The 22,132-nt window shown below is 46.8% G+C and carries 20 protein-coding genes; 7 read left to right on the top strand and 13 right to left on the bottom strand.

Annotated elements, in window-relative coordinates; genetic code table 11:
- Positions 1 to 96: 96 nt before the first annotated feature.
- From J4N45_RS20880 to phhA, 4 genes are all read right to left on the bottom strand, one after another.
- Positions 97 to 3,231: an efflux RND transporter permease subunit gene (locus J4N45_RS20880; protein ID WP_252016693.1), complete on the bottom strand. Its 3,135-nt coding sequence runs from the start codon at positions 3,229 to 3,231 to the stop codon at positions 97 to 99.
- Positions 3,224 to 4,393 carry an efflux RND transporter periplasmic adaptor subunit gene (locus tag J4N45_RS20875; RefSeq protein WP_234497781.1) on the bottom strand — a complete coding sequence of 390 codons (1,170 nt, stop codon included), beginning with the start codon at positions 4,391 to 4,393 and terminating at the stop codon, positions 3,224 to 3,226. Before J4N45_RS20875 ends, J4N45_RS20880 begins: the two co-directional genes overlap by 8 nt.
- A 233-nt stretch (positions 4,394 to 4,626) precedes the next feature.
- Complete coding sequence (locus J4N45_RS20870) at positions 4,627 to 4,962, bottom strand: 4a-hydroxytetrahydrobiopterin dehydratase (protein ID WP_042470984.1); 336 nt, start codon at positions 4,960 to 4,962, stop codon at positions 4,627 to 4,629.
- Positions 4,955 to 5,746, bottom strand: coding sequence for a phenylalanine 4-monooxygenase (gene phhA, locus J4N45_RS20865; protein ID WP_252016690.1), 792 nt, complete (start codon positions 5,744 to 5,746; stop codon positions 4,955 to 4,957). Before phhA ends, J4N45_RS20870 begins: the two co-directional genes overlap by 8 nt.
- Positions 5,747 to 5,969: 223 nt before the next feature.
- Here phhA and J4N45_RS20860 point away from each other — a divergent pair, with 223 nt between their 5' ends.
- The 4 genes from J4N45_RS20860 (at position 5,970) to J4N45_RS20845 (ending at position 11,093) form a co-directional block, all read left to right on the top strand.
- Positions 5,970 to 7,988 (top strand): acetoacetate--CoA ligase, encoded by a 2,019-nt coding sequence (locus tag J4N45_RS20860; RefSeq protein ID WP_252016687.1) that lies wholly within the window; start codon positions 5,970 to 5,972, stop codon positions 7,986 to 7,988.
- A 220-nt stretch (positions 7,989 to 8,208) separates the two neighbouring features.
- Positions 8,209 to 8,937, top strand: a complete 729-nt coding sequence (locus tag J4N45_RS20855; RefSeq protein ID WP_128648719.1) for a glycosyltransferase family 2 protein — start codon at positions 8,209 to 8,211, stop codon at positions 8,935 to 8,937.
- 44 nt (positions 8,938 to 8,981) lie between these two features.
- Complete coding sequence (locus J4N45_RS20850) at positions 8,982 to 10,307, top strand: LssY C-terminal domain-containing protein (RefSeq protein WP_252016685.1); 1,326 nt, start codon at positions 8,982 to 8,984, stop codon at positions 10,305 to 10,307.
- A 522-nt stretch (positions 10,308 to 10,829) separates the two neighbouring features.
- The gene (locus J4N45_RS20845) at positions 10,830 to 11,093 is read left to right on the top strand and encodes a hypothetical protein (RefSeq protein WP_128648690.1); all 264 of its coding nucleotides are present in this window, start codon (positions 10,830 to 10,832) and stop codon (positions 11,091 to 11,093) included.
- A gap of 91 nt (positions 11,094 to 11,184) precedes the next feature.
- On the opposite strand, the gene J4N45_RS20840 is transcribed toward J4N45_RS20845, so the two are convergent.
- The 8 genes from J4N45_RS20840 to J4N45_RS20805 all read right to left on the bottom strand — a co-directional run bounded on the left by J4N45_RS20840 (position 11,185) and on the right by J4N45_RS20805 (position 18,207).
- Positions 11,185 to 12,156, bottom strand: coding sequence for a calcium/sodium antiporter (locus J4N45_RS20840; RefSeq protein WP_252016682.1), 972 nt, complete (start codon positions 12,154 to 12,156; stop codon positions 11,185 to 11,187).
- Between the two features lie 190 nt (positions 12,157 to 12,346).
- Positions 12,347 to 13,387 carry a metal-dependent hydrolase gene (locus J4N45_RS20835; RefSeq protein WP_252016679.1) on the bottom strand — a complete coding sequence of 347 codons (1,041 nt, stop codon included), beginning with the start codon at positions 13,385 to 13,387 and terminating at the stop codon, positions 12,347 to 12,349.
- A 78-nt stretch (positions 13,388 to 13,465) separates the two neighbouring features.
- Entirely contained in the window at positions 13,466 to 14,149 is a 684-nt protein-coding gene (locus tag J4N45_RS20830; protein ID WP_252016677.1) for a DNA alkylation repair protein, read from the bottom strand.
- A 12-nt stretch (positions 14,150 to 14,161) separates the two neighbouring features.
- On the bottom strand, positions 14,162 to 15,331 hold the full coding sequence (locus tag J4N45_RS20825; RefSeq protein WP_252016675.1) for a MalY/PatB family protein: 1,170 nt from the start codon (positions 15,329 to 15,331) through the stop codon (positions 14,162 to 14,164).
- A 67-nt stretch (positions 15,332 to 15,398) separates the two neighbouring features.
- On the bottom strand, positions 15,399 to 15,818 hold the full coding sequence (locus J4N45_RS20820; protein ID WP_128648688.1) for an N-acetyltransferase: 420 nt from the start codon (positions 15,816 to 15,818) through the stop codon (positions 15,399 to 15,401).
- 5 nt (positions 15,819 to 15,823) lie between these two features.
- Positions 15,824 to 16,294 (bottom strand): GNAT family N-acetyltransferase, encoded by a 471-nt coding sequence (locus J4N45_RS20815; protein WP_252016672.1) that lies wholly within the window; start codon positions 16,292 to 16,294, stop codon positions 15,824 to 15,826.
- Positions 16,295 to 16,372: 78 nt separating this feature from the next.
- Positions 16,373 to 17,587, bottom strand: a complete 1,215-nt coding sequence (lhgD, locus tag J4N45_RS20810; protein ID WP_252016669.1) for an L-2-hydroxyglutarate dehydrogenase — start codon at positions 17,585 to 17,587, stop codon at positions 16,373 to 16,375.
- 35 nt (positions 17,588 to 17,622) lie between these two features.
- Positions 17,623 to 18,207, bottom strand: a complete 585-nt coding sequence (locus J4N45_RS20805) for a TetR/AcrR family transcriptional regulator (protein ID WP_252016667.1) — start codon at positions 18,205 to 18,207, stop codon at positions 17,623 to 17,625.
- 100 nt (positions 18,208 to 18,307) lie between these two features.
- Here J4N45_RS20805 and J4N45_RS20800 point away from each other — a divergent pair, with 100 nt between their 5' ends.
- Both J4N45_RS20800 and J4N45_RS20795 read left to right on the top strand, forming a co-directional pair.
- On the top strand, positions 18,308 to 18,838 hold the full coding sequence (locus J4N45_RS20800) for a dihydrofolate reductase family protein (RefSeq protein ID WP_252016664.1): 531 nt from the start codon (positions 18,308 to 18,310) through the stop codon (positions 18,836 to 18,838).
- A 186-nt stretch (positions 18,839 to 19,024) separates the two neighbouring features.
- Positions 19,025 to 19,393 carry an endonuclease domain-containing protein gene (locus J4N45_RS20795; protein ID WP_252016663.1) on the top strand — a complete coding sequence of 123 codons (369 nt, stop codon included), beginning with the start codon at positions 19,025 to 19,027 and terminating at the stop codon, positions 19,391 to 19,393.
- Between the two features lie 970 nt (positions 19,394 to 20,363).
- On the opposite strand, the gene J4N45_RS20790 is transcribed toward J4N45_RS20795, so the two are convergent.
- On the bottom strand, positions 20,364 to 21,038 hold the full coding sequence (locus J4N45_RS20790; RefSeq protein ID WP_252016661.1) for a fructose-6-phosphate aldolase: 675 nt from the start codon (positions 21,036 to 21,038) through the stop codon (positions 20,364 to 20,366).
- Between the two features lie 190 nt (positions 21,039 to 21,228).
- On the opposite strand from J4N45_RS20790, the gene J4N45_RS20785 reads away from it, so the two are divergent.
- On the top strand, positions 21,229 to 22,128 hold the full coding sequence (locus J4N45_RS20785) for a glycyl-radical enzyme activating protein (RefSeq protein ID WP_252016659.1): 900 nt from the start codon (positions 21,229 to 21,231) through the stop codon (positions 22,126 to 22,128).
- The last annotated feature ends 4 nt before the right edge of the window (positions 22,129 to 22,132 follow it).

The raw sequence follows: 22,132 nt of genomic DNA, 5'->3' as shown, positions 1-22,132 counted from the left end.
CGAATAGTTGGCGCTGCATGCGTTGATAATAAAGGCGTGGAGGAAAGTCCTCACCGAGCGACAGTATGTGTGCTCGGTGATGTTTATTGCGGGCAATTAGCTAGATGGAGAGTTTTCAGGTTGACCACTTTTAGCTGGGAAGTATAGGTGCTTGAGTTTAGTAAATACCTTGCCGATATCCTCTAGCATCACATACAAACAAGGCACGGCGATAAGGGTAACTACCGTGGCGTACATCACTGCGAATCCAAGAGCGACAGCCATGGGTTTAACGAATGCGGCTTGTAAGCTGGTCTCGAACATAATTGGCAACACACCGAAAAACGTGGTGATTGAAGTGAGAGTAATCGCCCGGAAACGCGCGCACCCTGCTTCAACCACAGCAGTTTTAGCGCAATCGCAACGCGCTTTGATTTGGTTGACATAATCGGTCATTACTAGGGAATCATTGATAACAACCCCTGCCGCCGCGATTAAACCAAACGTCGACATCATCGACATATCCAAGCCATAGAAATAATGGCCCCAAATAGCGCCTGTTAGACTGAAAGGAATCACAGACATAATAATAAACGGCTGAGCGTAGCTCTTGAGCGGCACAGCCAGGAGTATATAGACCGTAATCATGCCAGCAATAAAGAAAACGATTTGCTCCGCCTTCTGCTTTTGCTGCTCTTCGATGGTACCACCAAGCTCCGTCGTTACGCCTGGGAACAGCGCTTTGATCTCTGGCAGCACATTGTCTTCAATGTTTTTGACCGCTTGATCCGGTTCTATCACCGCTTCATCAATAGAACCATAGATATAAACTGTCCGAAAACCATTCTCACGTCGGATCTGGTTAATACCTGGCTTACTCTCGATATCGACAACATCTCCCAACATCACCTTCTTACCCGATGGCGTGTTAATCAATGCGTAACGCAGCGATGAAAATGCCTCTCGAGTAAGCTTTGGATAACGCACCATGACTCTCACTTCTTCGGTATTCCTCAGTACACGTTGCGCCTCACCGCCGTAGAAGCTTCCCCCGACTTGTGCAGCCACACTAGCTAAATCTAGCCCGAGGTCGTAAGCGACAGGTTTGAGAGAAAGTTGTACTTCTCGACTGCCAGTGTCCATTGATGAGCTGACATCAAATAGACCCGTTTGTAAACGAAGCTGTGAAACCAACTCCCTACCTGCCGCATTGAGCACATCCATGTCTGGACCATACAGCAGATAACCAAATTCATCGCCCCCATCACCTCCGGTCACATTGTCATTGATAACGATCGACTTAAGGCCAACAATAGTAGGGAGTTTTTCACGCCAACGCCGCGACAGCTCAAACGCATCGACAGGGCGAACTTCTTCATCCACTAGAGGTAAGATCAACATACCTTCTGTGCGGCTTGTATTAATCGTCATCATATCTCTGATGACTGGCATGCCGTATTCTTCTTCAACCTCTTTATCAACAGAGCTGACTACTTTTTCTAGAGTTAAAAGCGCATCAATCGTCTGCTCATCGGAGACGTTACTGTTCATCTCTATTTTGATGATTGGAAAGTCAGAAGGAACCTTCGGGCTCGGAATCATACGAACATGCCCCGAGGTCATCATAGCAACACTTACCAGCAATATACCGACAAACCCCGCCATCACTGACCAACGCCACTCAACGCAGCGGCTCACCAAGCGTTTGTATGGTCCATTAATCAATCGGAAGAAAGCGCGGTTGAAACGTGCCCGATAACTGTTCTCTTTGACCGGAGTAAACTTGGTGTGCGCAAGGTGAGCGGGCAAAATCAGCTTGGATTCAATAAGACTGAATATTAAACAGAAGATCACCACGATAGACAGCCCATAGAAGAAGGCTTTTTCAGGTCCAGTGGAAAACAAGAATGGCACGAACACCGCTATCGTGGTTAATACACCAAAGGTCGCAGGTGTCGCTACTCTCTGCGCACCACGCACGACATTCGTTACGCCACCACCACTCTTCTCGACTTCGGTATAGACACTTTCTCCTATCACTATGGCGTCGTCGACCACGATCCCGAGCACCATAATGAAAGCAAACAGAGTGATGATGTTAATACTGACATCGAACAACGGCATCAACATTACCGCGCCGAGAAAACACACTGGCAGCCCCACCATTACCCACATGGCTAGGCGGAAGCGCAAGAAGATAGTCAGCAACACAGCTACAAGCACTGCACCTTGCAACAGATTCTTTAGCATCATATCGAGACGGGCATTCAGGTAATACGTCATGTCCATCAGCGTATGGATTTGCACGCCATGTGGAAGCGTTTGGTTTCTCGCTTCAATATAGCGTTGCACCGTTTCGGCGACTGGGACCATGTTCTGCGTTTTGGTCGCTTTTACCGTGAGGTAAATGCCATTTTCGCCTGAGAACTTGAAGTAGTGCTGCCCCTCTGTAAACGCATCTTTGATGGTCGCAATATCGCCAAGAAGTACCTTGGAGCCATTCGCCCCTAACTTAACGGGAATCTGCCTGAACTCGTAACCATCATAGTACTGATTCTCGATGCGAATAGAGACCAAGCCTGTACTGGTTCGCACCTGACCTGCAGAGAAGTTAGCGGAATATTTTTGAATCGCAGCGACGACATCATCAAGGGTTAAATCATAGGTTCGAAGCTCATCGGGATGAATCTCGATGCCGATCTCATCGGGTGGTGAGCTCACCTCTACCAGAGACACATCATTGAGCTGCAACAGCTCTTTTTCTATCTGCTTTGATATGGTCTTGAGCTCCATCAAGGACGTATTCCCAGATAGCACCATACCAATAACGTCTTGCTTGAACTCTATCTGGGTAACCTTGATAGGCTCCATCGCCTTAGGAAAACTCGCGATCGCATCGACCCGCTGTTTTACTTTATCCAACACCTCCATCAGGTTGGCTTTCGTATCTATTTCGAGCGTTACCTGCCCACCGCCACGATACGCGTCGGTGACGGCTTTTTTGATTTCGGTGACGTCTTTTAACGACTCTTCCACTTTAATCAGTATGGTTTCTTCAATCTCTTGCGCTGATACTCCTGGGTAGGATGCCGTCACGCTGATGTAGTTAATTTCAAAATTTGGGAACATCTGCCTTTGGATCAAGAAGTAACTCACCGTACCCATGATCAGCACAAACGCCATCAGCAAGTTGGCGGCGACCGAGTTATTGGCAAATAAGGCGATAATGCCGCGTTGAGCTTTGTTACTCACTGGCTTCTCCTTGCTGCGCAATTGCCTCTACTTCATCGTTAGAACGAATCACTGTCATACCAATTTGCGGGAATTCAGGCACAGTTAGCACCACCTCATCACCGTTTTCAATGCCCGAATCGATGAAGAAGTTGGCTTGCTCTTCGCGCAGTACATGAACCGCTTTTGGAACGAGTTTGTCTTCTTGATCAACCACCCAGACACGCTCGTCGACCACCAACTCTTGGGGAACTTTGAATAGATTCGCAACCTCTCTACCATTGAAGCGAACCTCTACATAGGAACCAAATGGAAGCGGAGTAACGCTCGTTTTCAGCCCATAAGGATCCGCAATACGAATCACCATATTCGCCATGCGTGTCGCACTGTCTACGACGCCCAAGTCACGAACAATCTGCCCATCTCGTACCGTTTCAACACGACCTTTAGCGATAATCTCTGCCTTAACACCAACAATGTCGCGCGGTAAGAAAGGCGCATCAAAGCCAGCAATGGGCACCATGACCTCTGCATACTCAATGTTATTGATGTCAGCGACTTGCGAACCCGCCGTAATATATTGACCCACACCTATGTTACGAGAGACCACTAGCGCGTCGTACGGGGCGACAACCTCGGTATTTTCCAAATCACGCTTTGCTCGTCTCAGCCCCGCTTGCGCAGATTTGACTCTGGCTTCTGCGCTAAGAACTTGTGGAATTCGTAGGTAAAGATCAGAGACCTGAGTATCTTTGATCTTCTTCGCCTGACGCTCTGCTACGTTCGCTTTGGCGCGCTCTTCAATCAAAGTGGCCTGTGCCTGCGCTAACTCAGCCTCAGCTTGAAGTACAGCCGCTTGGTAGTCATCCTTTTCGATGGTAAATAGCACCTCGCCACGTTTTACAACACCGCCAGAAACAAAGTTAGGGTGCCAACTCGTCACTTCACCAGACACCTGTGTTGAAAGCGCTGTGCGCTCCAAAGGCACCACTTCACCAAAGCTTGAGATCTGAACCTGGTGAGCTTCTGCCTGCATGATCTGCGTCTTAACACGCGGGGTGGTATCGAGTTCTTTTTGCTCTTCAACCTCCGGAGCGGTTTCTTGAACCAACATGTAGCCCCCACCAGCGACACCGAGGATGGCGAAAGGAAGTATCCATTTAATACTGCGCTTGAACATAATTTCCCTTTTGTAGATCTCTAGTTGTTGTTCTCTAGCCTCAAAGTATTGTACGCAAACTCACTAACATTAACTGTAAGGATTCATCATCTTTTTTGACCAATATCGCTTTCTTGTTACGCTATTCCCTTAAAGGGTTACCTAACAAATTATTTGTACACACTAAACGCAAAAATCCCCGCTAAGGCAGGGATTTTGATTAGTATGACTGTAGCAACTGGTCGAAAAAATAGATTCTAATCAACCATCATCGCATCACATTTCGCCGCACAGATAAAATCATTCTGATGCAAACCCTTGATGGAGTGACTCCACCAGGTTACGGTCACCTTACCCCATTCTAACAGTATAGAGGGGTGGTGAAACTCATCTTCTGCGAGCTCCGCCACTTGGTTTGAAAATGCCCAAGCCAACTTGAAGTTCTTAAACTTGTAAACCTTCTCTAGCTGCGGAATGCCATCACGGTCCACAATTTGCCAGTCGTTTAACTCCGTCAGCAACTGTTGTTGCTCGTCTTTGCCAAGCGCAATTGCATCACTGCTGCAGGCTTCACAGCGTAACTCATTAAGCATGTGTTATGTCCTTCGGTTCAAAAAGTGGAGGAAGTAGCCCAGATTCCATTGCGCGAGCAACATCTTGGGATAAGTTTTGTTGTTTCAATTCATAAAGTTGTCGTATGTCGTCGAGCACAAAATAGGTGGGCTGCATAATGTCGATCCGATAGGGTGTTCGAAGCACATTATCAACATTAAACGCTTGGCGAAGCGGTCTCTCATCATCGAGGGCATACAGTGTTTCACCAGGGGATGAGAGAATACCGCCGCCGTATATCTTGAGATCACCATTCTGCTCAACTAGACCAAATTCAACCGTAAACCAATATAGCCGCGCCAAATATACACGCTCTTTACCGTCCGCTTGGTAACCAAGCTGACCATAGTGCTGGGTAAACTGAGCAAAGTCTGGGTCAGTGAGCATTGCACAGTGACCAAAGATTTCATGGAAGAAATCGGGCTCCTGTAGGTAATCAAACTCTTCTCTAGAGCGCAGAAACGTTGCGACAGGAAACTTACGCTCCGCCAAAAGCGCGAAGAATCGATCGAAGTCAATCAGCGCAGGGACAGGCTCTACTTGCCAACCGGTCTCTCGCTTTAGCACATCATTTATCTCTGTTAACTGCGGAGCGCGATCTATCGGCAGATTGAGCAGTTCAAGACCGCGCAAGTACTCTTTACACGCCCTGTCCTTAACAAGATCCAATTGGCGTGCGACTAAATCGTGCCAAATACGATGCTCATCCTCACTCCAATCAATTAATCCCTGTTCATTCACAGGGTTAGATACATACTGAGTCATGCCATTTCCTTTAACAAGCTCTTTACATAAAGCCTATGTGTTCGAGTATTCGCTGACAATAACCCAGTAGATCCTGCTGTACGCTTGCTGTGTAACATAAAATTTACATACGTACTTTTTTAATTGAAAATTCAATCAATTGAAATTCACCATTAAGTTTGACTTCGCGAGTTAAACAACCAAAACTTAGAATCAAAACAACACCCTAAAGAGTGTAAGCAAAATGTTAACACACCCAAATCTAAACCAGCCTATGTGGATACCTGATGCCAATAAAGCATCCAAGAGCCTGTTACAACAATTTATCAACCAGCTCGATCTTGAAGGCTCTACTTCCATCGATTATCAAAAGCTACACCAATGGAGCCTCGATAACGCTGAACAGTTTTGGGGTCAGGTCTGGGACTTCTGTGGCGTCATTGGTTCAAAGCAAGGTCCAATAGCGACGTTAGGTGAAGCGGCATGGGGAGCATTGGTACCGGCGAGAGATACCATCTGGTTTTCGAAGTCTCGGCTAAATTATGCTGAGAACTTGCTCGCTTATGGCGACAAAAATGGAGAGAGCCTTGCGATCATATTTCAAAACGAGCAAGGCTACACTGCCGAGCTTTCATGGCGGGAGCTGCAAGACCAAGTTTCACAAATGCAGCAGTGGCTAATCGAGGTCAATGTAGGTGAAGGTGACGTAGTAGCGGGGTACTTGCCTCACTCCCCTCACGCCGTCATTGCCATGTTAGCGGCAACAAGCCTTGGGGCAATTTGGACCTCAACGTCACCCGACTTTGGTGCTGAGAGCGTCATCGAACGCTTCGGTCAGGTAAAACCTAAGGTGTTGTTTGATGTCGATGGGTATCAGTTTGGCGGTAAGTCCTTTTCAATGAATGAAAAGAATCAAGCTATCTGTCACGCGATCGACTCAATCACCCATATTTGCACGATTGGCTATCAGCATTTGGGTCAACAGGAACCTTTGAGGGAAAGCGCTGAGATCGTTAAAAGCGATAAGGCTAACCATGTCGATTGGAACTCTATCTTTTCTCACTACAAAAAACAGCCTCTTCGCTTCAATAGGGTCGCATTCAACTCACCACTGTTTATCCTTTACTCGTCTGGTACCACAGGTAAACCAAAATGCATCGTCCATTCCGTTGGTGGTATCACATTGAATCACCTCAAAGAGCACAAGTTACATTGTGATATTCGCTCTGATGACCGAGTTTTCTATTACACTACCTGTGGTTGGATGATGTGGAACTGGCATGTGTCTGCACTCGCGAGTGGGGCAACGCTTGTTATTTATGATGGAAATCCCGTTTACCCCTCTGAAGAAGTACTTTGGGATTTGGCCGAGCGTTCATCAGTGACCTTATTTGGTACTGCTGCTAAGTATCTAGAAGCTATCGAGAAAAACGGTTTTATTCCGAATAAAAAGTTTGCACTTACCCACCTCAAAACCCTTTGCTCAACGGGATCTGTTTTGTACCCAGAGCAATTTGATTATGTCTACAAAGCGATTAAATCTGATCTCCATCTTGCGTCTATTTCTGGCGGTACCGACATTTGTGGCTGCTTCGTCCTTGGTAACCCTATCTCTCCCGTCTATCGAGGAGAATGCCAAGCTCCAGGACTTGGTCTTGATGTTAACGTGTTCAACGCCAACGGAAAGTCTGTTTCAGAAGAGCGCGGCGAACTCGTTTGTCTTAATAGCTTTCCAAATCAACCGATTGGCTTTTGGAATGATGACGGTGAACGCTACCATAATGCTTATTGGGCTAACTTTGAGCAGTGCTGGAGTCATGGTGACGATGTATTAAAAACAGTAAATGGTGGGATGCGTTTCTTTGGACGCAGTGACGCCACCCTTAACCCAGGCGGTGTGCGTATTGGGACCGCGGAGATCTATCAGCAAGTAAACCAGCTTGATGATATCGTAGAATCTATTGCTGTAGGTCGAACCCATCTTGGCGACGAGAGAATCGTTCTGTTTGTTCAGCTTTCACCGGCAGCGGTACTCAACGAATCTTTGCGCGATTCTATCAAGCAGCAGCTTAGAACGCATTGCTCTCCTCGCCATGTGCCTGCAGAAATCTATGCTATCAGTGAAATACCGAAAACAAAGTCTGGAAAGTTGGTGGAACTTGCGGTGAAACAAGTGCTGCATGGTAAAGAAGTTAACAACAAAGGTGCAATTGCAAACCCACACGTTCTTGACGAAGTTGCCGAGTTTGCACATTGCGTGTAGCACCTAGTGCACATTGCGTATTGTACCTAGGCTTCTGTTCCATAAGCGCTTTTCGATAGAAAAGCGCGTCGTTCATCTAGATGAACTGATTCTGAACTCCCCACTCATTCTTCATTCAGTGCACCCCTAGCATACTGCCTCCATCGAATCAGCCGCGCTTCAAGAATCATGCGGCTATCTGTATCAACTGATGGACCCCACAGACAAGAGGGAAAGAATGATGAAATCACTAAGCGTAGTTGTTATCACCTTAAATGAAGAAAAACGTATAGCTCGTCTTCTTAGCGATTTGAGCTGCCAAACCTATCAAGATTTCGAAGTCATTGTTGTCGACTCAAACAGTGATGACCGTACCCGCGAAGTTGCTGAAAAATACCACGCCGCACTACCTAGTTTAACGGTACACCAAATGTCTGATCGTGGCGTAAGCCTAGGCCGAAACACAGGAGCAAACCTGGCTAAAAATGAGCGCCTACTGTTCTTGGATGCTGACGTTCGTTTAGATAAGGATTTTCTTCAAAAGGCTATCGACAAACTTGAAGAAGAAAAGCTCGAAGTGGCTGGTGTTTACATGGGATCACGCAAACTCGCCCCCGCTTACAAAGCTGGCTACGGTCTTTTTAACGCAGGACTATTTGCTACTCAGTTCTTCTTCCCTACTGCGGTTGGCGCGTGCATTTTCTCAACCAAACGAGTGCACCAAGAGATCGGTGGTTTCGACGAAGAGATCGTACTTTGCGAGGATTGCCACTATGTTAAGAAGGCTGCACAAACATGGCGTTTTCGATTCTTGCCAATGAGCTTCCAGTTCGATCCGCGTCGTCTTGAGCAAGATGGCTTCTTTAAAATGGGCTTTACCTACCTAAAAGCGAACGTTCGCCGTTTCATGTTTGGTGAAATGCGCAACAACGAGATGGAATACAAGTTTGGACATTATCAGCAGCAGTAATGCTAGCGCAAATTTGTAACAAGTAAGCTAGGTAAGGATTGGATATGTTTGAAACATTAGGACTGTTTTTTGGATCGCTGTTAGACGCACTTATAGGACCAAACCTCGTCGTGCCTGGTGAGCCTTTCATGATTGCGGCAGGCTATCAGCTCTATTCTGGTGCCTACTTAGCCGTGTTTGCGGTTCTGTTAGGAGGTCTAATTGGCGACCAACTCAGTTTTCTAATTGGACGTCGCTATGGATTCCGCGCCCAAAAATCTTTACTGCGCTGGCAACCTAAAATCCGTCGCCCATTAGCCCGCTGCCGCTTACTGATTAATCGTAACGCCTTTTGGGTGATCGCTTTTGCGCGCCTACTGGGACCAATCGCGTGGGTAGTGCCCTTTATGGCAGGTGCTAATCATATCCGATGGAGTAAGTTCTCTGCCTATGCGCTTATTGGGCTTGTCTTAGGTGTTGGTCAGTTTGTTACTTGGGGCTTTCTATTGGCAGCGGGTGTAGACAATGTGCCGATACTGGGTGAAGCCGCGACGTTTGTGTCTGAGCATAAGTATACGCTAGGGCTGACGTTGGTTTCACTTGCTCTGCTCTACTTTGGCATTAAGAAGCAGTGGCGCTACTCCTGGCTAAAAGCGTCAAATCTATTTCTCGCGGGTGCATTAGCACTCAACTACTCGCATTTTTTCTGGTGGAGTGATGACGCCGTTGTACCGCTTACACAAACACAAAACGTTGAAGTAAACCTTGCTGAGCTTGATTATAAAGTCTACGCAGGACAGTCGACACTGTACGCAGCACAGGCCCTTAACGTAGTTTATTTAGGAGAATCTCCAATCAAGCTAATGGACGAGTTAGGTTGGATTCAAAATAAAACCTTCTCTCGCAGTGATATTGAGCTAGCAGATTATGTTTCTCTACTACAGCAGCGCACACCGCCCGTCTCTGACTTGCTTTGGAATGGTCAGCCTCAGCATTTCGCTTTTCAGCTACCAGGGACACTGACTCATCGCTCACACATACGATGGTGGTATGCGGGTATTGATGCGCAAACCAAACAACCCGTTTGGGTTGGCGCATTAAGCTACGATGACGGGCTTAAGTTAACACCCTATGGAGGAATTGTTACCGTACTGCACTCTATCTCGCCCGATGTCGACGTTGAACGAGAGCAGTTAAAAACCGACGTATTCAGATTGAATGACCGATGGAACGCGGAAAACATTCAGCTTGCTTCTGTAACGAAGAACAACAGTCAACACGACTACTTTACAGATGGCCATGTGCTGGTGGTTTCTGAACAAGCCTCTTATGTGAATAATCTACAACCATCTGAAAGTATTGAGTTTATCACCATGAACACACAATCATAAATGAGCTAAGTCACTGATATTTAGATGTCATCCGTCGATTTGTTTAGAAGCGCGAAATATATTAATTAGCCGTGTCAAACATCGACGGTTCGTTAATTAGCATTTAGCTCTGTGACTGATTGTATCAACTAATTTCAGACACATTGATGTTACAAAGCCGCATACCTAATATTCACGATTAGCAAAGACATAGTTAGTTTTTGCTTAGTCAGCTCAAATAATAAAGGTATAAAAATCCATGATCACTTTGGCCCGTTTCGCATCAACAAGCGATCCAAACCAACTGCGCAGCTCAACGCGCCCACAGCCTGCAGCGCCACCGGCACAGCATGCGATCCTTTCTTTCTTCCAATTAAATGCGCTTGTTCCATCCTTTTCACGCAGTACGCGAACCGTTCTTCATACTAAGTCATATCATTCTAAATTCGCTCAACATAATGACATAGTAACAAGACAACTATCTTCCCAATCCTGTTTCAAACACTCTTTTTCTGCTCTCTCTTCCCATTGTGGAGGATTGGCATGATAGAAATTCACTGGACGGTCGCCCTAGCTATGAGTTTTTGCAGTATGCTCGGTGTTCTACAAATGTATGGTCGTCGTATCGACCGTTTCTTCAAACGTGTAGTAGAAAACATGCTTCGCGTCGGTAAAGGCTCAATGAAAGCGTCTAGCTACTCACAGCAGCGAACAGAGACAGAGCTATACCAGATTGGACATCAAGAGAGAAAATACGAGTTTGGCGATTACATTCGCCAGCAGAGTAGAAGAAAAGAAGACGATTAATTTCGATAGGCGAGCTTTCCTGTGTCGCTAATCAAGTACGTGACTCAAGACTAACGTCGAGTCACGTACCTCTCAATCTATGTTCTAACTGCTACGCCGTTACGGACAGAACAAGCCAAATGTTGTATGCACTGTAACCGGCTAACAGCAGCGCCCCCTCAACTCGATTAATTCGGCCTTGGCGACCAAATCCATAAGCCATAAAGAACAGCGCCACTGTCATCGCCATCATCACCAGCCAGTCACGAGATAATACAGCTTCAGGCACGCTCGCGATTGGTGAGATCATACCTGCAATACCAACGACAGCTAGAATATTAAACATATTGGATCCAACGACGTTACCGATCGCAATGTCATGCTCCCCTTTACGTGCTGCCGCGATGGAAGCCGCTAACTCTGGTAGCGATGTACCAAGCGCCACTATGGTTAGACCAATAATTAGGTCACTGATGCCAAGGGATTGAGCTATCGTCACCGCACCCCATACAAGAATGCGTGAACTGACTACCAGCAGTACAAGTCCCAGTACCAACCAGAATATCGCCTTCCCTAACGACATCGTCTTCTCTTGTAGCTCTTGCTCGGTATCAGTTTCTAGTGGGTCGCCTTTACCCTTGATTCCAGAATAAATGCTCCAGCTTATTAAGCTGAAAAAGCCAATAAGTAGAATCGCCGCTTCACCGCGTCCTAATGCACCATTCCAAAGTAATGCACCAAGCAATAGACTGATAGCGAACAGTAATGGTAGCTCTTTCTTAACAATCACGGATTGCACCATAATTGGCGCGATCACTGCAGTCACACCTAAGATTAGTCCAGTGTTAACAATGTTTGAGCCTAACGCATTACCCAAAGCAAGCTCTGGGTTCCCCTCTGCCGCCGCCATCGCTGACACCACCATCTCTGGTGCAGAGGTACCAAAACCCACGATGACCATACCAATCAACAGCGGAGGCATCCCAGCGTGACTCGCCGTTGCCGCAGCACCGTCGACAAATCGATCAGCACTCCAAACCAATAAGATAAAACCAACCAGAATCGCCAATGCGGCAAGTGTCATATCTGTGTCCTCAGTAGGAAAAGATGTGTGTGTTTGACAAGCAAGTCACTGTCTCCAGCTACAATTTTAGGACGGGAATAGTGAACTTACATGATTCGCTTCGTCAAATAATGATTTTTATCGTGGCGACAAAAAACGAGCCCTTAAAGACTCGTTCTTTTGGTTACCAAACAAGGTAGGACCTTGTCGATTATTCTTGATGCTCGCGTGCCTTGTTGTAAGCCATTCTATGTAAGTTGGCATCAATCCCTTGGTCACCCAACATTCGCTCCCAAAGCACGGAAATTTGGTCAAGGCTACGCTCACTAGGATAGCGAGTCGGAGCCTCCAATAACTGCCATTTTGAGTCGGCCGTGGCTTTAGCGAAAACGAACTCAAACGCCAAGCTATCCGCCATGCCTAACCGAAGATCAGACACAATCAGCTTTTCTCCATCTTGGCGATATCCCAAAAACCCATGTGAAAAGGCTTCTAAGCCAATGAGAGTCTGCGGCTTACTCTCGAGAGGCCACTCGCCACGCGAACGCTGAATGAAGTCAATTTGACTATCAGAATCAAGCAGAGATGCTAGCCCTTCGAAATACTGATCACCTTCAACGACAACAACGCGCCAAAGTAGAGTGTTAAATGGTGACGGTGTGATTAATACTTGGTCATTGCTAATGTTTTGTGCCGCGAGGTTTTCCTCGACTCGGTCGGCGATGACCTGCTGGGCTGCAAAGCCCCACAAGAGATACAAGCTCGATACCAAAACAACGCCCTGGCACCAACGCCCACCCACGCGCTTTGAAAACAACGCAACGACAATACCAATAAGCAGAGGTATGGTGTAAAGCGGGTCGATAATAAACACATTACCTACTTCAAAGTAACCGGGCAGTGGCCACAGCAACTGAGTACCGTACGTGGTCATCGCATCTATTGCGACATGCGTAACCAGCACACTGAGAACTAAAGCAAAGACTCGTTTAAACGACCAAAACGCATCGGATCTGAAACGGCAATAGAGCCAAGATACAAAAAGTGAAAAAATGGGAATGAGCAACAAAGAGTGGGTAAAGCCACGATGCTTAATGGTATTACTCACCGCATCACCATAGTCAATGACGACATCTAAATCGGGCAGCGTACCAAGTGCCGCGCCAGTTAATAAAACTTTGGCATTGCATCGCTTGCCCGCTATCGCTCCCGCTACGGTTGCCCCTAATGCGGCTTGGGTTACTGAATCCATTGGGTTTCTTTGTGTCCTTGGTGAATTAAACTGATTGCTTTTGTTTACGTAAGTGCGAACTAAATGACCACAAACGCCTTATAATTTTCCTTTGGCTTTGAGCCACTTAAGCCCCTCACGCTTCGCTAACCCTTCGATTTTTTGTGACTCAATGAATTGAACTACTGCTGCTGGCTCAGTTTTCGAATACTCACGTAAACTCCACCCAATTGCTTTCTGAACGAAGAACTCTTTGTCATCGAGGTTCTCGCCGATGATATCAAACAGCAGCGCTTCGTCGGTGTTTTGCTTGAACTTAAGCTGATAGAGAATTGCCGTTCGTCTTAACCAAATATTGTCACTTTCGCGCCACTTTTGGATAAAGCTCGCGGCCTCAATAGGAAAGCGCTGAAACAAGCTCGCGACAATGTGAGTCGCTAGCATATCTACCGTGTCCCACCAAGCTTTTGTCGTGATCCAACGCTCTGCATGCCCCAAAAACGAGCTCGGTAAGAGTTTTTTTTGTTTAATGAGGAGATCAATTGCCACAAGTTGATATTCTCGCTCAGGCAATGTCCAGAGCTCATCAATAACCCCTGAAAGCTCACCAAGGCTGGGCATCTTCCCTTTCGAAAACAAAGGCTTTAGGGCCTCACGTCGAGGTCCCGATTGGATCCCAAAAAACTCATACTGCTCTCTCAGGTATGCCTTCATAAATGCGGCGTTTTCACTATTTCTGAGAGGGACGAGCGCCTCTTTCACCTCATTAATCCAAACGTGCATCGCTGTTTCCTATCACTCGCTAGCAAAGGTTCGTTGTAATCTTGCAACAGCTTCAATCACTCTTGAACGCGGTGTCGCCAGATTAAAGCGAAGGAACTGCTCACCACCTAAACCGAAACTCGAGCCATGGTTCGCCGCTATCTTAGCTTCACTCTGCACTTTGCCAATCACTTCAGCGGACGTCAGCCCAGTTTCAGAAAAATCGACCCAAGAGAGATAGGTTGCTTCCAAAGGCATTGATTTTAAACCTTTAATCTTATTGACGCCCTCGTCAAATAAACGGCGATTCTCATCAAGATAATCGACCAATGCTTCCAACCACGCTTCCCCATGTTCATAAGCCGCTGTTGCCATCAGCATGCCAATTCGGTTAGGTCCGATACCGGCAGCGTTGAGTACAAATTGAAACTTTTCGCGAAGCTCTGTATTCGGAATAATCGCAGCGCCTGTTAGCGCCGAGGCGATATTGAATGTCTTGGTTGTCGCAGCCAGAATGACCATGTTTTGCTCATGCTCAGGAGCGGCCAGAGTAGCAACGGTATGCTGGTGAGGAGGAAAAACGAGGTCGTGATGAATTTCATCGACAACCAATACCAGATTTTGGCGATGACAGAAGTCCGCGACTTCTCGGATCTCTTCCTTACTCCAAACACGTCCGCCAGGGTTATGAGGAGAGCATAAGATAACGAGCTTTTCATGGCCTTTTAAGTTTGCTTCAAGCCCCGCTATATCCATTTCGTAGCGGCCTTGGTTCTCAACCAACGGACTTTCAACAACGACACGCTGATTGGCTTTGATTACCCGCGAAAACGCATGATAAACAGGCGTAAAGAGTATAACGCCGTCATCCGGTTGAGTATAAGCTTGAACGCACAGAGCCGTGCCTTGAACAAGACCAGCACAGGTTAGGATCCACTCAGGTGATACTTCCCAGTTGTGTCTTTTTTGCATCCAATTAACCACAGATGCCTTATAGCGTGAGTCGTCACCGTAATAACCATTCACACCATTCGCAGCCGCATCAAGAAGGGCTTGGTTAACTTCAGAAGGCGCTTTGAAGTCCATATCCGCGACCCACATAGGGAGACCATCGTCCGCAGACACCCCAAAGCTCGCTTCCATTTCATCCCACTTTGCCGAGTGGGTTCCTCTACGCTCTACAATCTCATCAAAATCAAACATGGTCTGTCTTCGCTCTAGCTAACAATGCAAACCAGTTTAAACGCCTGATTTAAAAAGAGCTAGAGGCTTAACTCGACATAGTTAATTGCAAGTGCCCAGTATGAGGATCGGTTGATTCATCAACGATAGTGAAGCCACAGCGATGGTAGAAGCCTATGGCACGGCAGTTATCTTTGTAGACACAAAGTGACAAGGCATCGCGTTTACGCCTCGCATCTAATAACAAGCTCATACCTATGCCGCCACCTTGTAGCTGAGGTTCAACAAACAATGCGGCAAGTTGTTTATCGACGAGGGAGTAAAACCCGACCACCCTGCCAGCTTGTTCAAACACATAAGTCTCTGAGTTAGGGAGATATTGCTCGCGCATATCATCAAGCTTCTGATGCCAAAACATAGGCTCAACAAAGTCATGGGCCTCTACAGAAGCGGCCAGCCAAACCTTAAGTATGCTCTCGGTATCTGCGTCGGTGTACTCTCTGATCATCGGTCCTATTCCATGTAGTATTTGAATCCAAAATGGCTCTTTTCAAACCCAAGTCGCTCATAAAAGCGATGCGCCCTTTCTCTGACTTGATTGCTTACCAGCTGAACGATCTTACAGCCATTCTGTCTCGATTGTTCGATGGCAAACTTCACTAGCGCCGCGCCGACTCCTTGTCCTTGCGCGTTATTAGCGATAAACACGCCTTCAATATTAGCTCGTATTTCACCGTTGTAAGTAAATTGAGGAATAAAACTCAGCTGTAATGTGCCAACTACCACATTGTCTAACGTCGCAACGTAAAGAAAATGATCGCTTGAGTGCTCGAACCACTCGAAAATAGCTTGCATGTCATCCGTTATCTCGCCTCGACATGCTTGCTTTAGTTCGGGTTTGTCATCCCAAAAAAGCGGTAAAATGGAAGGTAGATCTTGCTGATTCGCTAGACGGATGTTTAAGGTTGGATTGCTGGTCATCATTGTGTTTGGCTTATCTGTAAACTGTCTTCAACCGAGCAGTATGTAGTAGTTTCATTACCAAAGATTGACAGCCAAAGCTCAACAAGTCTTCGCTTCTACTTTCTCACAAATATACTGCCCAATGGGAATCGCCGAGGTTGCTGCTGGGGATGGTGCATTACAAACATGAAGACTGCGAGGTGTTTCAGCGAAGAGGAAGTCATGCACTAGCCGTCCATCAGACATCACCGCTTGAGCCCTGATACCCGCAGGATAAGGCTCTAGGTCATGCATTTCTATTGATGGGCAGTATTTACGCACTAACTGCAAATAGCCAGGGCGCCAGAGTGAGTTTTTAAACTCTGTTAATCCTGTTTTGAAATGAACGGCCGTTACTTTCCAAAAACCTTTAAAACGAAGCATTTGTAACGTGTCTTCGAGACTGACATTGAAGTCACCATAACCTTCTCGTTTAAAGCCTTGAACGGCATTGGGTCCAACCGTCACAGAGCCGTCAATCATTCTGGTTAAATGAACCCCCAGAAACGGCAATTCGGGGTCTGGAATCGGATATATCAAATGCTTGACGATTTGATTGTGACGGGCCGCTAGGCGGTAATATTCACCGCGATAGGGAATAATTTGAAAGTCTGGTGTTATACCGATCATCGCCGCGAGGCGGTCAGCCATTAGCCCGCCACACACGACGAGCTGTTTGCACTTCAATATCGATTTAGATGAACTCGATACACATTCGACCTCCACACGCTCTTTATGCTCGGTGAGATCGGTTACGCGACTGGATAGATAAAGCCTGCCACCCAACTTGGTAAACGCCTGCGCCATCCTTTCAGTGACTAGCCGATAGTCGACAATACTGGTCGAATGAACCTTTATTGCACCTAACCCGCTGATCGCTGGTTCCATATCTCGGAGCTCATCTTCATCAATCAACTCGACATCGATTTGGTTATCGTGGCAGCGCTGGTACAAAGCCTCCATTCGTTGCTTTTCGATCTCATTGGTCGCCACCAGCAGCTTTCCACAGTTTTCGACCGCTATACCGTACTCGTCGCAAAATCGTTTCGTTGCCTCAGCACCTCTGCGGCAAAACTCAGCTTTAAGGCTTCCCGGCTGATAATAGACTCCGGCATGAATCACTCCGCTATTATGACCTGTCTGATGCGCCGCCAGCGTAGACTCTTTTTCTACAATGGCTATTTGAGCGCTAGGATGCCTCTGCTGCAGTTGCCAAGCCGTCGATACCCCAACAATACCACCACCAATAACGATATAGTCATAAAGCTCTGTCATCACATCCCCTGTGAAATGTACGTGTTTCTAATACCTTACTCTCTGTTTTTCACACAAGAAAGTGTCGGCGTCACTGCTTTCAAATAAAGAGATATCGAACCTTGGTAAATAGCTCGTTTATCTTCTTCGCTGGCAGAGGAGAATTGCATTGAAAAGGCAAAGCCATGTAAGTAATCCGCGAGTAGATTGACAGCATTTTGGCGCTCGCTTTTCGTCAAATTGATAGCGTCTACAATCTCATTGAATCTTGACATGAACACGTCTGCAGGACCGCTGCTTTTCATCTTAAACAAGGTTTCCAGAAGTCCCGGATATTCACCAAGCAATTTAAGATAACTCCAGCCCAACTCTGCCACCTCATCTTGCCATCGAGTAGTGCCAGTTGGCTCGTAAATGCCCTCAACGAGAGAAATTGCAACCGCCTCGAGGACGCTATCTTTATTGTTGAAATAGTGATAAATCGCCATGGCATCGATATTAAGTTCTTTCGCTAATGCTCTGATACTTGGGATCTTTCCGTCCACCTTCATCATAGCTTTTGCCGTATCAACGATACGCTCTTGACTCAATCCATCTTTCCCTTTCTCGGGACGTCCTCGTTTCTTCGGCTTGACAGTCATAAGAATTCCTAGCTAAACTTCGATTTATTTCTACACTGTAGAATTTTAGCAAAGATAGACCAGATTTAACACATTTTCTGATATGAACTAGGAGCTCACCATGGCTAACATCGTTTACATTGCTACCAGCCTCGATGGTTACATCGCCGACAAAGACAACGGTGTTGAATGGTTGCATGACATTCCAAATCCAGAGGGCTCGGACTTTGGTTTCGCGGAGTTCATGGACAGAGTTGACGCACTCGTTATGGGTAGGAACACACTAAAAATCGTATTGAGTTTTGACTGCGATTGGCCCTACTCAAAGCCTGTCTTTGTACTGAGCAACACGATGACTGAAGTACCGGAAGGGTTAGAGGACAAAGTGTTTTTGGTTAACGGTGAGCTAAGAGATATCGTTGAAGACCTTGCTCGAAAGGGCTACCAAGATCTGTATATCGATGGCGGTAAAACCATTCAGAGCTTTTTAAACGAAGACCTGATAGATGAGCTGATAATTAGCACGATTCCAGTGTTACTTGGTGGCGGCATATCTTTATTTGGTGAGCTAGACAAGCCGTTGAAGTTTAAGCATGAGTCTGCGGAAAGGTATGCCGATTGTATCGTTAAGAATCGGTTTGTGAGGGTTTAAGTCGACTTATCCCAGCCTAACTATCACCTCTTGCTCAGACTGCAAGTGAGCAAGAGGTACTCAAGCCTTTCAAACTTCTCAATTACATCTTTCTCCTACAAAGTGCACATAGCTTCCAAGTTGCGATGGCAATGATCCCGTTGTTTCCTCCAATGTCGAGTATCACTTATCAACGTGGCAAAGGCTATGAAGAGACACTTGTATAATGACTCCCAACAGACTGGATTTCGAAAACAGCTTAGAAGTAATCCAACGCTTGCCGAAGCAAGGCTTTGGTATTACCTCCGAAGGGGGCAACTTGGTGCCAAATTTCGGAGACAATATGGTGTTGGTCAGTATGTTTTAGACTTCTATTCAACTGAAGTGAGGCTTGCTATTGAAGTCGATGGGGATAGTCACTACTCCGAACGTGGGTTGGCTTCAGACGTGAGGCGGAGTGAGTTTTTAGAAAGCGTTCGGATACGTGTGGTGAGGTTTACGAATCAAGAGGTTTTAGAGGAAACCACTACGGTTGTTGAGATGATTAAAGGGATTATAGCGAAGTTAAAGAAATAGGCGGCGCGCAGCGTTTACTCCTCCCCTGATAAGAGGAGGCTGGGAGGGGTAAAGCGCCGAAGCTACATGCTAACTCCGACACCAACTTGAACTCCGCTTTACCCCCTCTAACTCCCCCTTAGCAAGGGGGAGAACCTCTAGCTAGCTCCTATCGTCGCATCGCCTATTTTTTAAACAGCGATGCGCAGCAAGCCCTTTGCTCCTCCCCTGATAAGGGGAGGCTGGGAGGGGTAAAACACCGGACTCACATGCTAACTCCGACTCCAACTTGAACTCTGCGTTACCCCCTCTAGCTCCCCCTTATCAAGGGGGAGAGCCTCGGGCTAGCTCCTATCGTTGCATCGCCTATTCTTAAACAGCGATGCTCAGCAAGCTCTTTGCTCCTCCCCTGATAAGGGGAGGCTGGGAGGGGTAAAGCGTCGGAGTTACATGCTAACTCCGACTCCAACTTGAACTCCGCTTTACCCCCTCTAATTCCCCCTTAGCAAGAGGGAGAACCTCGAGCTAGCTCCTATCGTTGCATCGCCTATTTTTAAACAGCGATGCGCAGCAAGCTCTTTGCTCCTCCCCTGATAAGGGGAGGCTGGGAGGGGTAAAGCGCCGGACTCACATGCTAACTCCGACTCCAACTTGAACTCCGTTTTACCCCCTCTAGCTCCCCCTTAGCAAGGGGGAGAACTTCGGGCTAGCTCCTGTCGTCGCATCGCCTATTTTTAGACAGCGACGCCCTGCGAGCGTTTGCTCCTCCCCTGATAAGAGGAGGAGCTAAGAGGGGTAAAGCGCCGGACTCACATGCTAACTCCGACTCCAACTTAAACTCCGTTTGACCCCCTCTAGCTCCCCCTTATCAAGGGGGAGAACCTCGGGCTAGCTCCTATCGTCGCATCGCCTATTTTTAAACAGCGATGCGCAGCATGCTCTTTGCTCCTCCCCTGATAAGGGGAGGTTGGGAGGGGTAAAATGCTCGATCTTAACTTTCAAATGAAAGCTTACCCCCAAACGCCCCACTCCAATCCTTATCAAACTGTTCAACCGCTGGCTCAATTGCAGGATGAGAGAACATCTGTGCGGCCACATCTACTGGCAAGGTAATAGCACCAATCCCTAGCTTCATAACATCCATCGCTTGTTGAACGTTCTTGAAACTCGCTGCCAAAATTTTTGCGGGTAAGCCGTTTTTCTCGATCAGTGTTTGGATATCACGAACAACCGCCACACCGTCGCCATTCATCGCATCGATACGATTCACATAAGGTGCCAAATAATCAGCGCCACATAGCGCGGCCATAATTCCTTGTTGAACGGTGTAAATCGCGGTAGCGAGAACCTGAATACCTTCTTTTTTCATTAGCTTAATCGCAGCGAGACCCTTCTCCGTCGCCGGTACCTTCACCACCATATCGTAAGGAAGTTCATTAAGCATCTTAGTCTCTGCTACCATGCCAGCGACATCTTTACTGACGACCTGTGCGTGAAAGCGAGCGTCTTTACCTAAAACGTCAGACATTGCCTTTAGCGTCTCGGTAAGACCAGTACCTGATTTCGCAACGATAGTCGGGTTGGTTGTAATGCCTTTTAGTGGGAAACACTGGTTAAAGCGAGCGGTTTCATTCACATCAGCAGTATCTAAATAGAGTTCAATCATAGTTATCTCTCGGACCTTTCTTTGAACAATCTCAAGTTGTGAACAATATAGATCCAGCGAATGTTTCAGATCTTGACCTTGATCAAAACAAACTTCAAATGAAACCTTTAGATTTCATTTAACGAAAGCAACGAACTTTCAAAAACGAAACCTATGAAGAATGTGAGATTCGAATTAGAGAGAGGCTAGCATGTACTTCAACATACAAAGATTTTCAACTCACGATGGCGATGGCATTCGCAGCATCCTTTTTTTAAAGGGCTGCAGCTTGGCGTGTCCATGGTGTCAGAACCCTGAAAGTCGTAGCCCAAAGCACTCGTTACTATTCGATGAGCGCAGTTGCCTCGAGCAATGTACAGCCTGCGTCGATGTTTGCCCTTCAATTGAAAGAACGAAAGACACCATCACTATCAACAGACAGACTCTGGATGAAGCACAGATCATCACACTACAAAATGTCTGTCCGACGCAGGCGCTAAGCGTATGCGGCGAAGAAGCTCAAGAAGGCGTACTCATTGACACGCTGATGAAAGACAAGCCGTTCTACGATCAAAGTGGTGGCGGCGTAACGTTTTCAGGTGGTGAGCCTTTAATGCAATCGGATCTGGTGACGTCAATCGCAACCGAATTGCAGCAACAAGGTGTCAATACTGCTATCGAAACCTGCATGCATGTGCCATGGAAAAATGTTGAACAAGCTGCGCCTCACATTGATTGCTGGCTAGCAGATCTTAAACACACTAATGAACAGAAGTTTTTCGAGTGGGCACAAGGCTCTTTGAAACGAATCAAAGCCAACTTTCAAAAGCTCGCTCCAATCGCTAAACGCATTGTCATTCGTGTCCCTGTAGTACCGGGATTTAACGATACCGAAGCTGAGCTTGCTGACATTATCGACTTTGCCGCTTCACTTGAAAGCTGCAACGAAATTCACCTGTTGCCCTACCACACCTTGGGCATCAACAAATACCGTCTGCTTGATATGCCTTACTTATGTGCAGACAAACCACTGAACAACCCTGAACTGCTTGAATACGCGCAACAGCACGCTAAGCAGTATTCGCATATGAACGTGATCGTACGAGGTTAATTAC

Source organism: Vibrio sp. SCSIO 43140, from assembly GCF_023716585.1.
GTDB lineage: Bacteria > Pseudomonadota > Gammaproteobacteria > Enterobacterales > Vibrionaceae > Vibrio > Vibrio maritimus_B.
This window is presented reverse-complemented; position numbering and strand designations above follow the sequence as displayed.

What these genes read in the sequence shown, in the direction of transcription:
- J4N45_RS20870 (WP_042470984.1), bottom strand. Translation starts at nt 4,962, where the DNA reads ATGCTTAATGAGTTACGCTGTGAAGCCTGCAGCAGTGATGCAATTGCG.
- phhA (WP_252016690.1), bottom strand. Translation starts at nt 5,746, where the DNA reads ATGACTCAGTATGTATCTAACCCTGTGAATGAACAGGGATTAATTGAT.
- J4N45_RS20860 (WP_252016687.1), top strand. Translation starts at nt 5,970, where the DNA reads ATGTTAACACACCCAAATCTAAACCAGCCTATGTGGATACCTGATGCC.
- J4N45_RS20855 (WP_128648719.1), top strand. Translation starts at nt 8,209, where the DNA reads ATGAAATCACTAAGCGTAGTTGTTATCACCTTAAATGAAGAAAAACGT.
- J4N45_RS20850 (WP_252016685.1), top strand. Translation starts at nt 8,982, where the DNA reads ATGTTTGAAACATTAGGACTGTTTTTTGGATCGCTGTTAGACGCACTT.
- J4N45_RS20845 (WP_128648690.1), top strand. Translation starts at nt 10,830, where the DNA reads ATGATAGAAATTCACTGGACGGTCGCCCTAGCTATGAGTTTTTGCAGT.
- J4N45_RS20840 (WP_252016682.1), bottom strand. Translation starts at nt 12,156, where the DNA reads ATGACACTTGCCGCATTGGCGATTCTGGTTGGTTTTATCTTATTGGTT.
- J4N45_RS20835 (WP_252016679.1), bottom strand. Translation starts at nt 13,387, where the DNA reads ATGGATTCAGTAACCCAAGCCGCATTAGGGGCAACCGTAGCGGGAGCG.
- J4N45_RS20830 (WP_252016677.1), bottom strand. Translation starts at nt 14,149, where the DNA reads ATGCACGTTTGGATTAATGAGGTGAAAGAGGCGCTCGTCCCTCTCAGA.
- J4N45_RS20825 (WP_252016675.1), bottom strand. Translation starts at nt 15,331, where the DNA reads ATGTTTGATTTTGATGAGATTGTAGAGCGTAGAGGAACCCACTCGGCA.
- J4N45_RS20820 (WP_128648688.1), bottom strand. Translation starts at nt 15,818, where the DNA reads ATGATCAGAGAGTACACCGACGCAGATACCGAGAGCATACTTAAGGTT.
- J4N45_RS20815 (WP_252016672.1), bottom strand. Translation starts at nt 16,294, where the DNA reads ATGATGACCAGCAATCCAACCTTAAACATCCGTCTAGCGAATCAGCAA.
- lhgD (WP_252016669.1), bottom strand. Translation starts at nt 17,587, where the DNA reads ATGACAGAGCTTTATGACTATATCGTTATTGGTGGTGGTATTGTTGGG.
- J4N45_RS20805 (WP_252016667.1), bottom strand. Translation starts at nt 18,207, where the DNA reads ATGACTGTCAAGCCGAAGAAACGAGGACGTCCCGAGAAAGGGAAAGAT.
- J4N45_RS20800 (WP_252016664.1), top strand. Translation starts at nt 18,308, where the DNA reads ATGGCTAACATCGTTTACATTGCTACCAGCCTCGATGGTTACATCGCC.
- J4N45_RS20795 (WP_252016663.1), top strand. Translation starts at nt 19,025, where the DNA reads ATGAAGAGACACTTGTATAATGACTCCCAACAGACTGGATTTCGAAAA.
- J4N45_RS20790 (WP_252016661.1), bottom strand. Translation starts at nt 21,038, where the DNA reads ATGATTGAACTCTATTTAGATACTGCTGATGTGAATGAAACCGCTCGC.
- J4N45_RS20785 (WP_252016659.1), top strand. Translation starts at nt 21,229, where the DNA reads ATGTACTTCAACATACAAAGATTTTCAACTCACGATGGCGATGGCATT.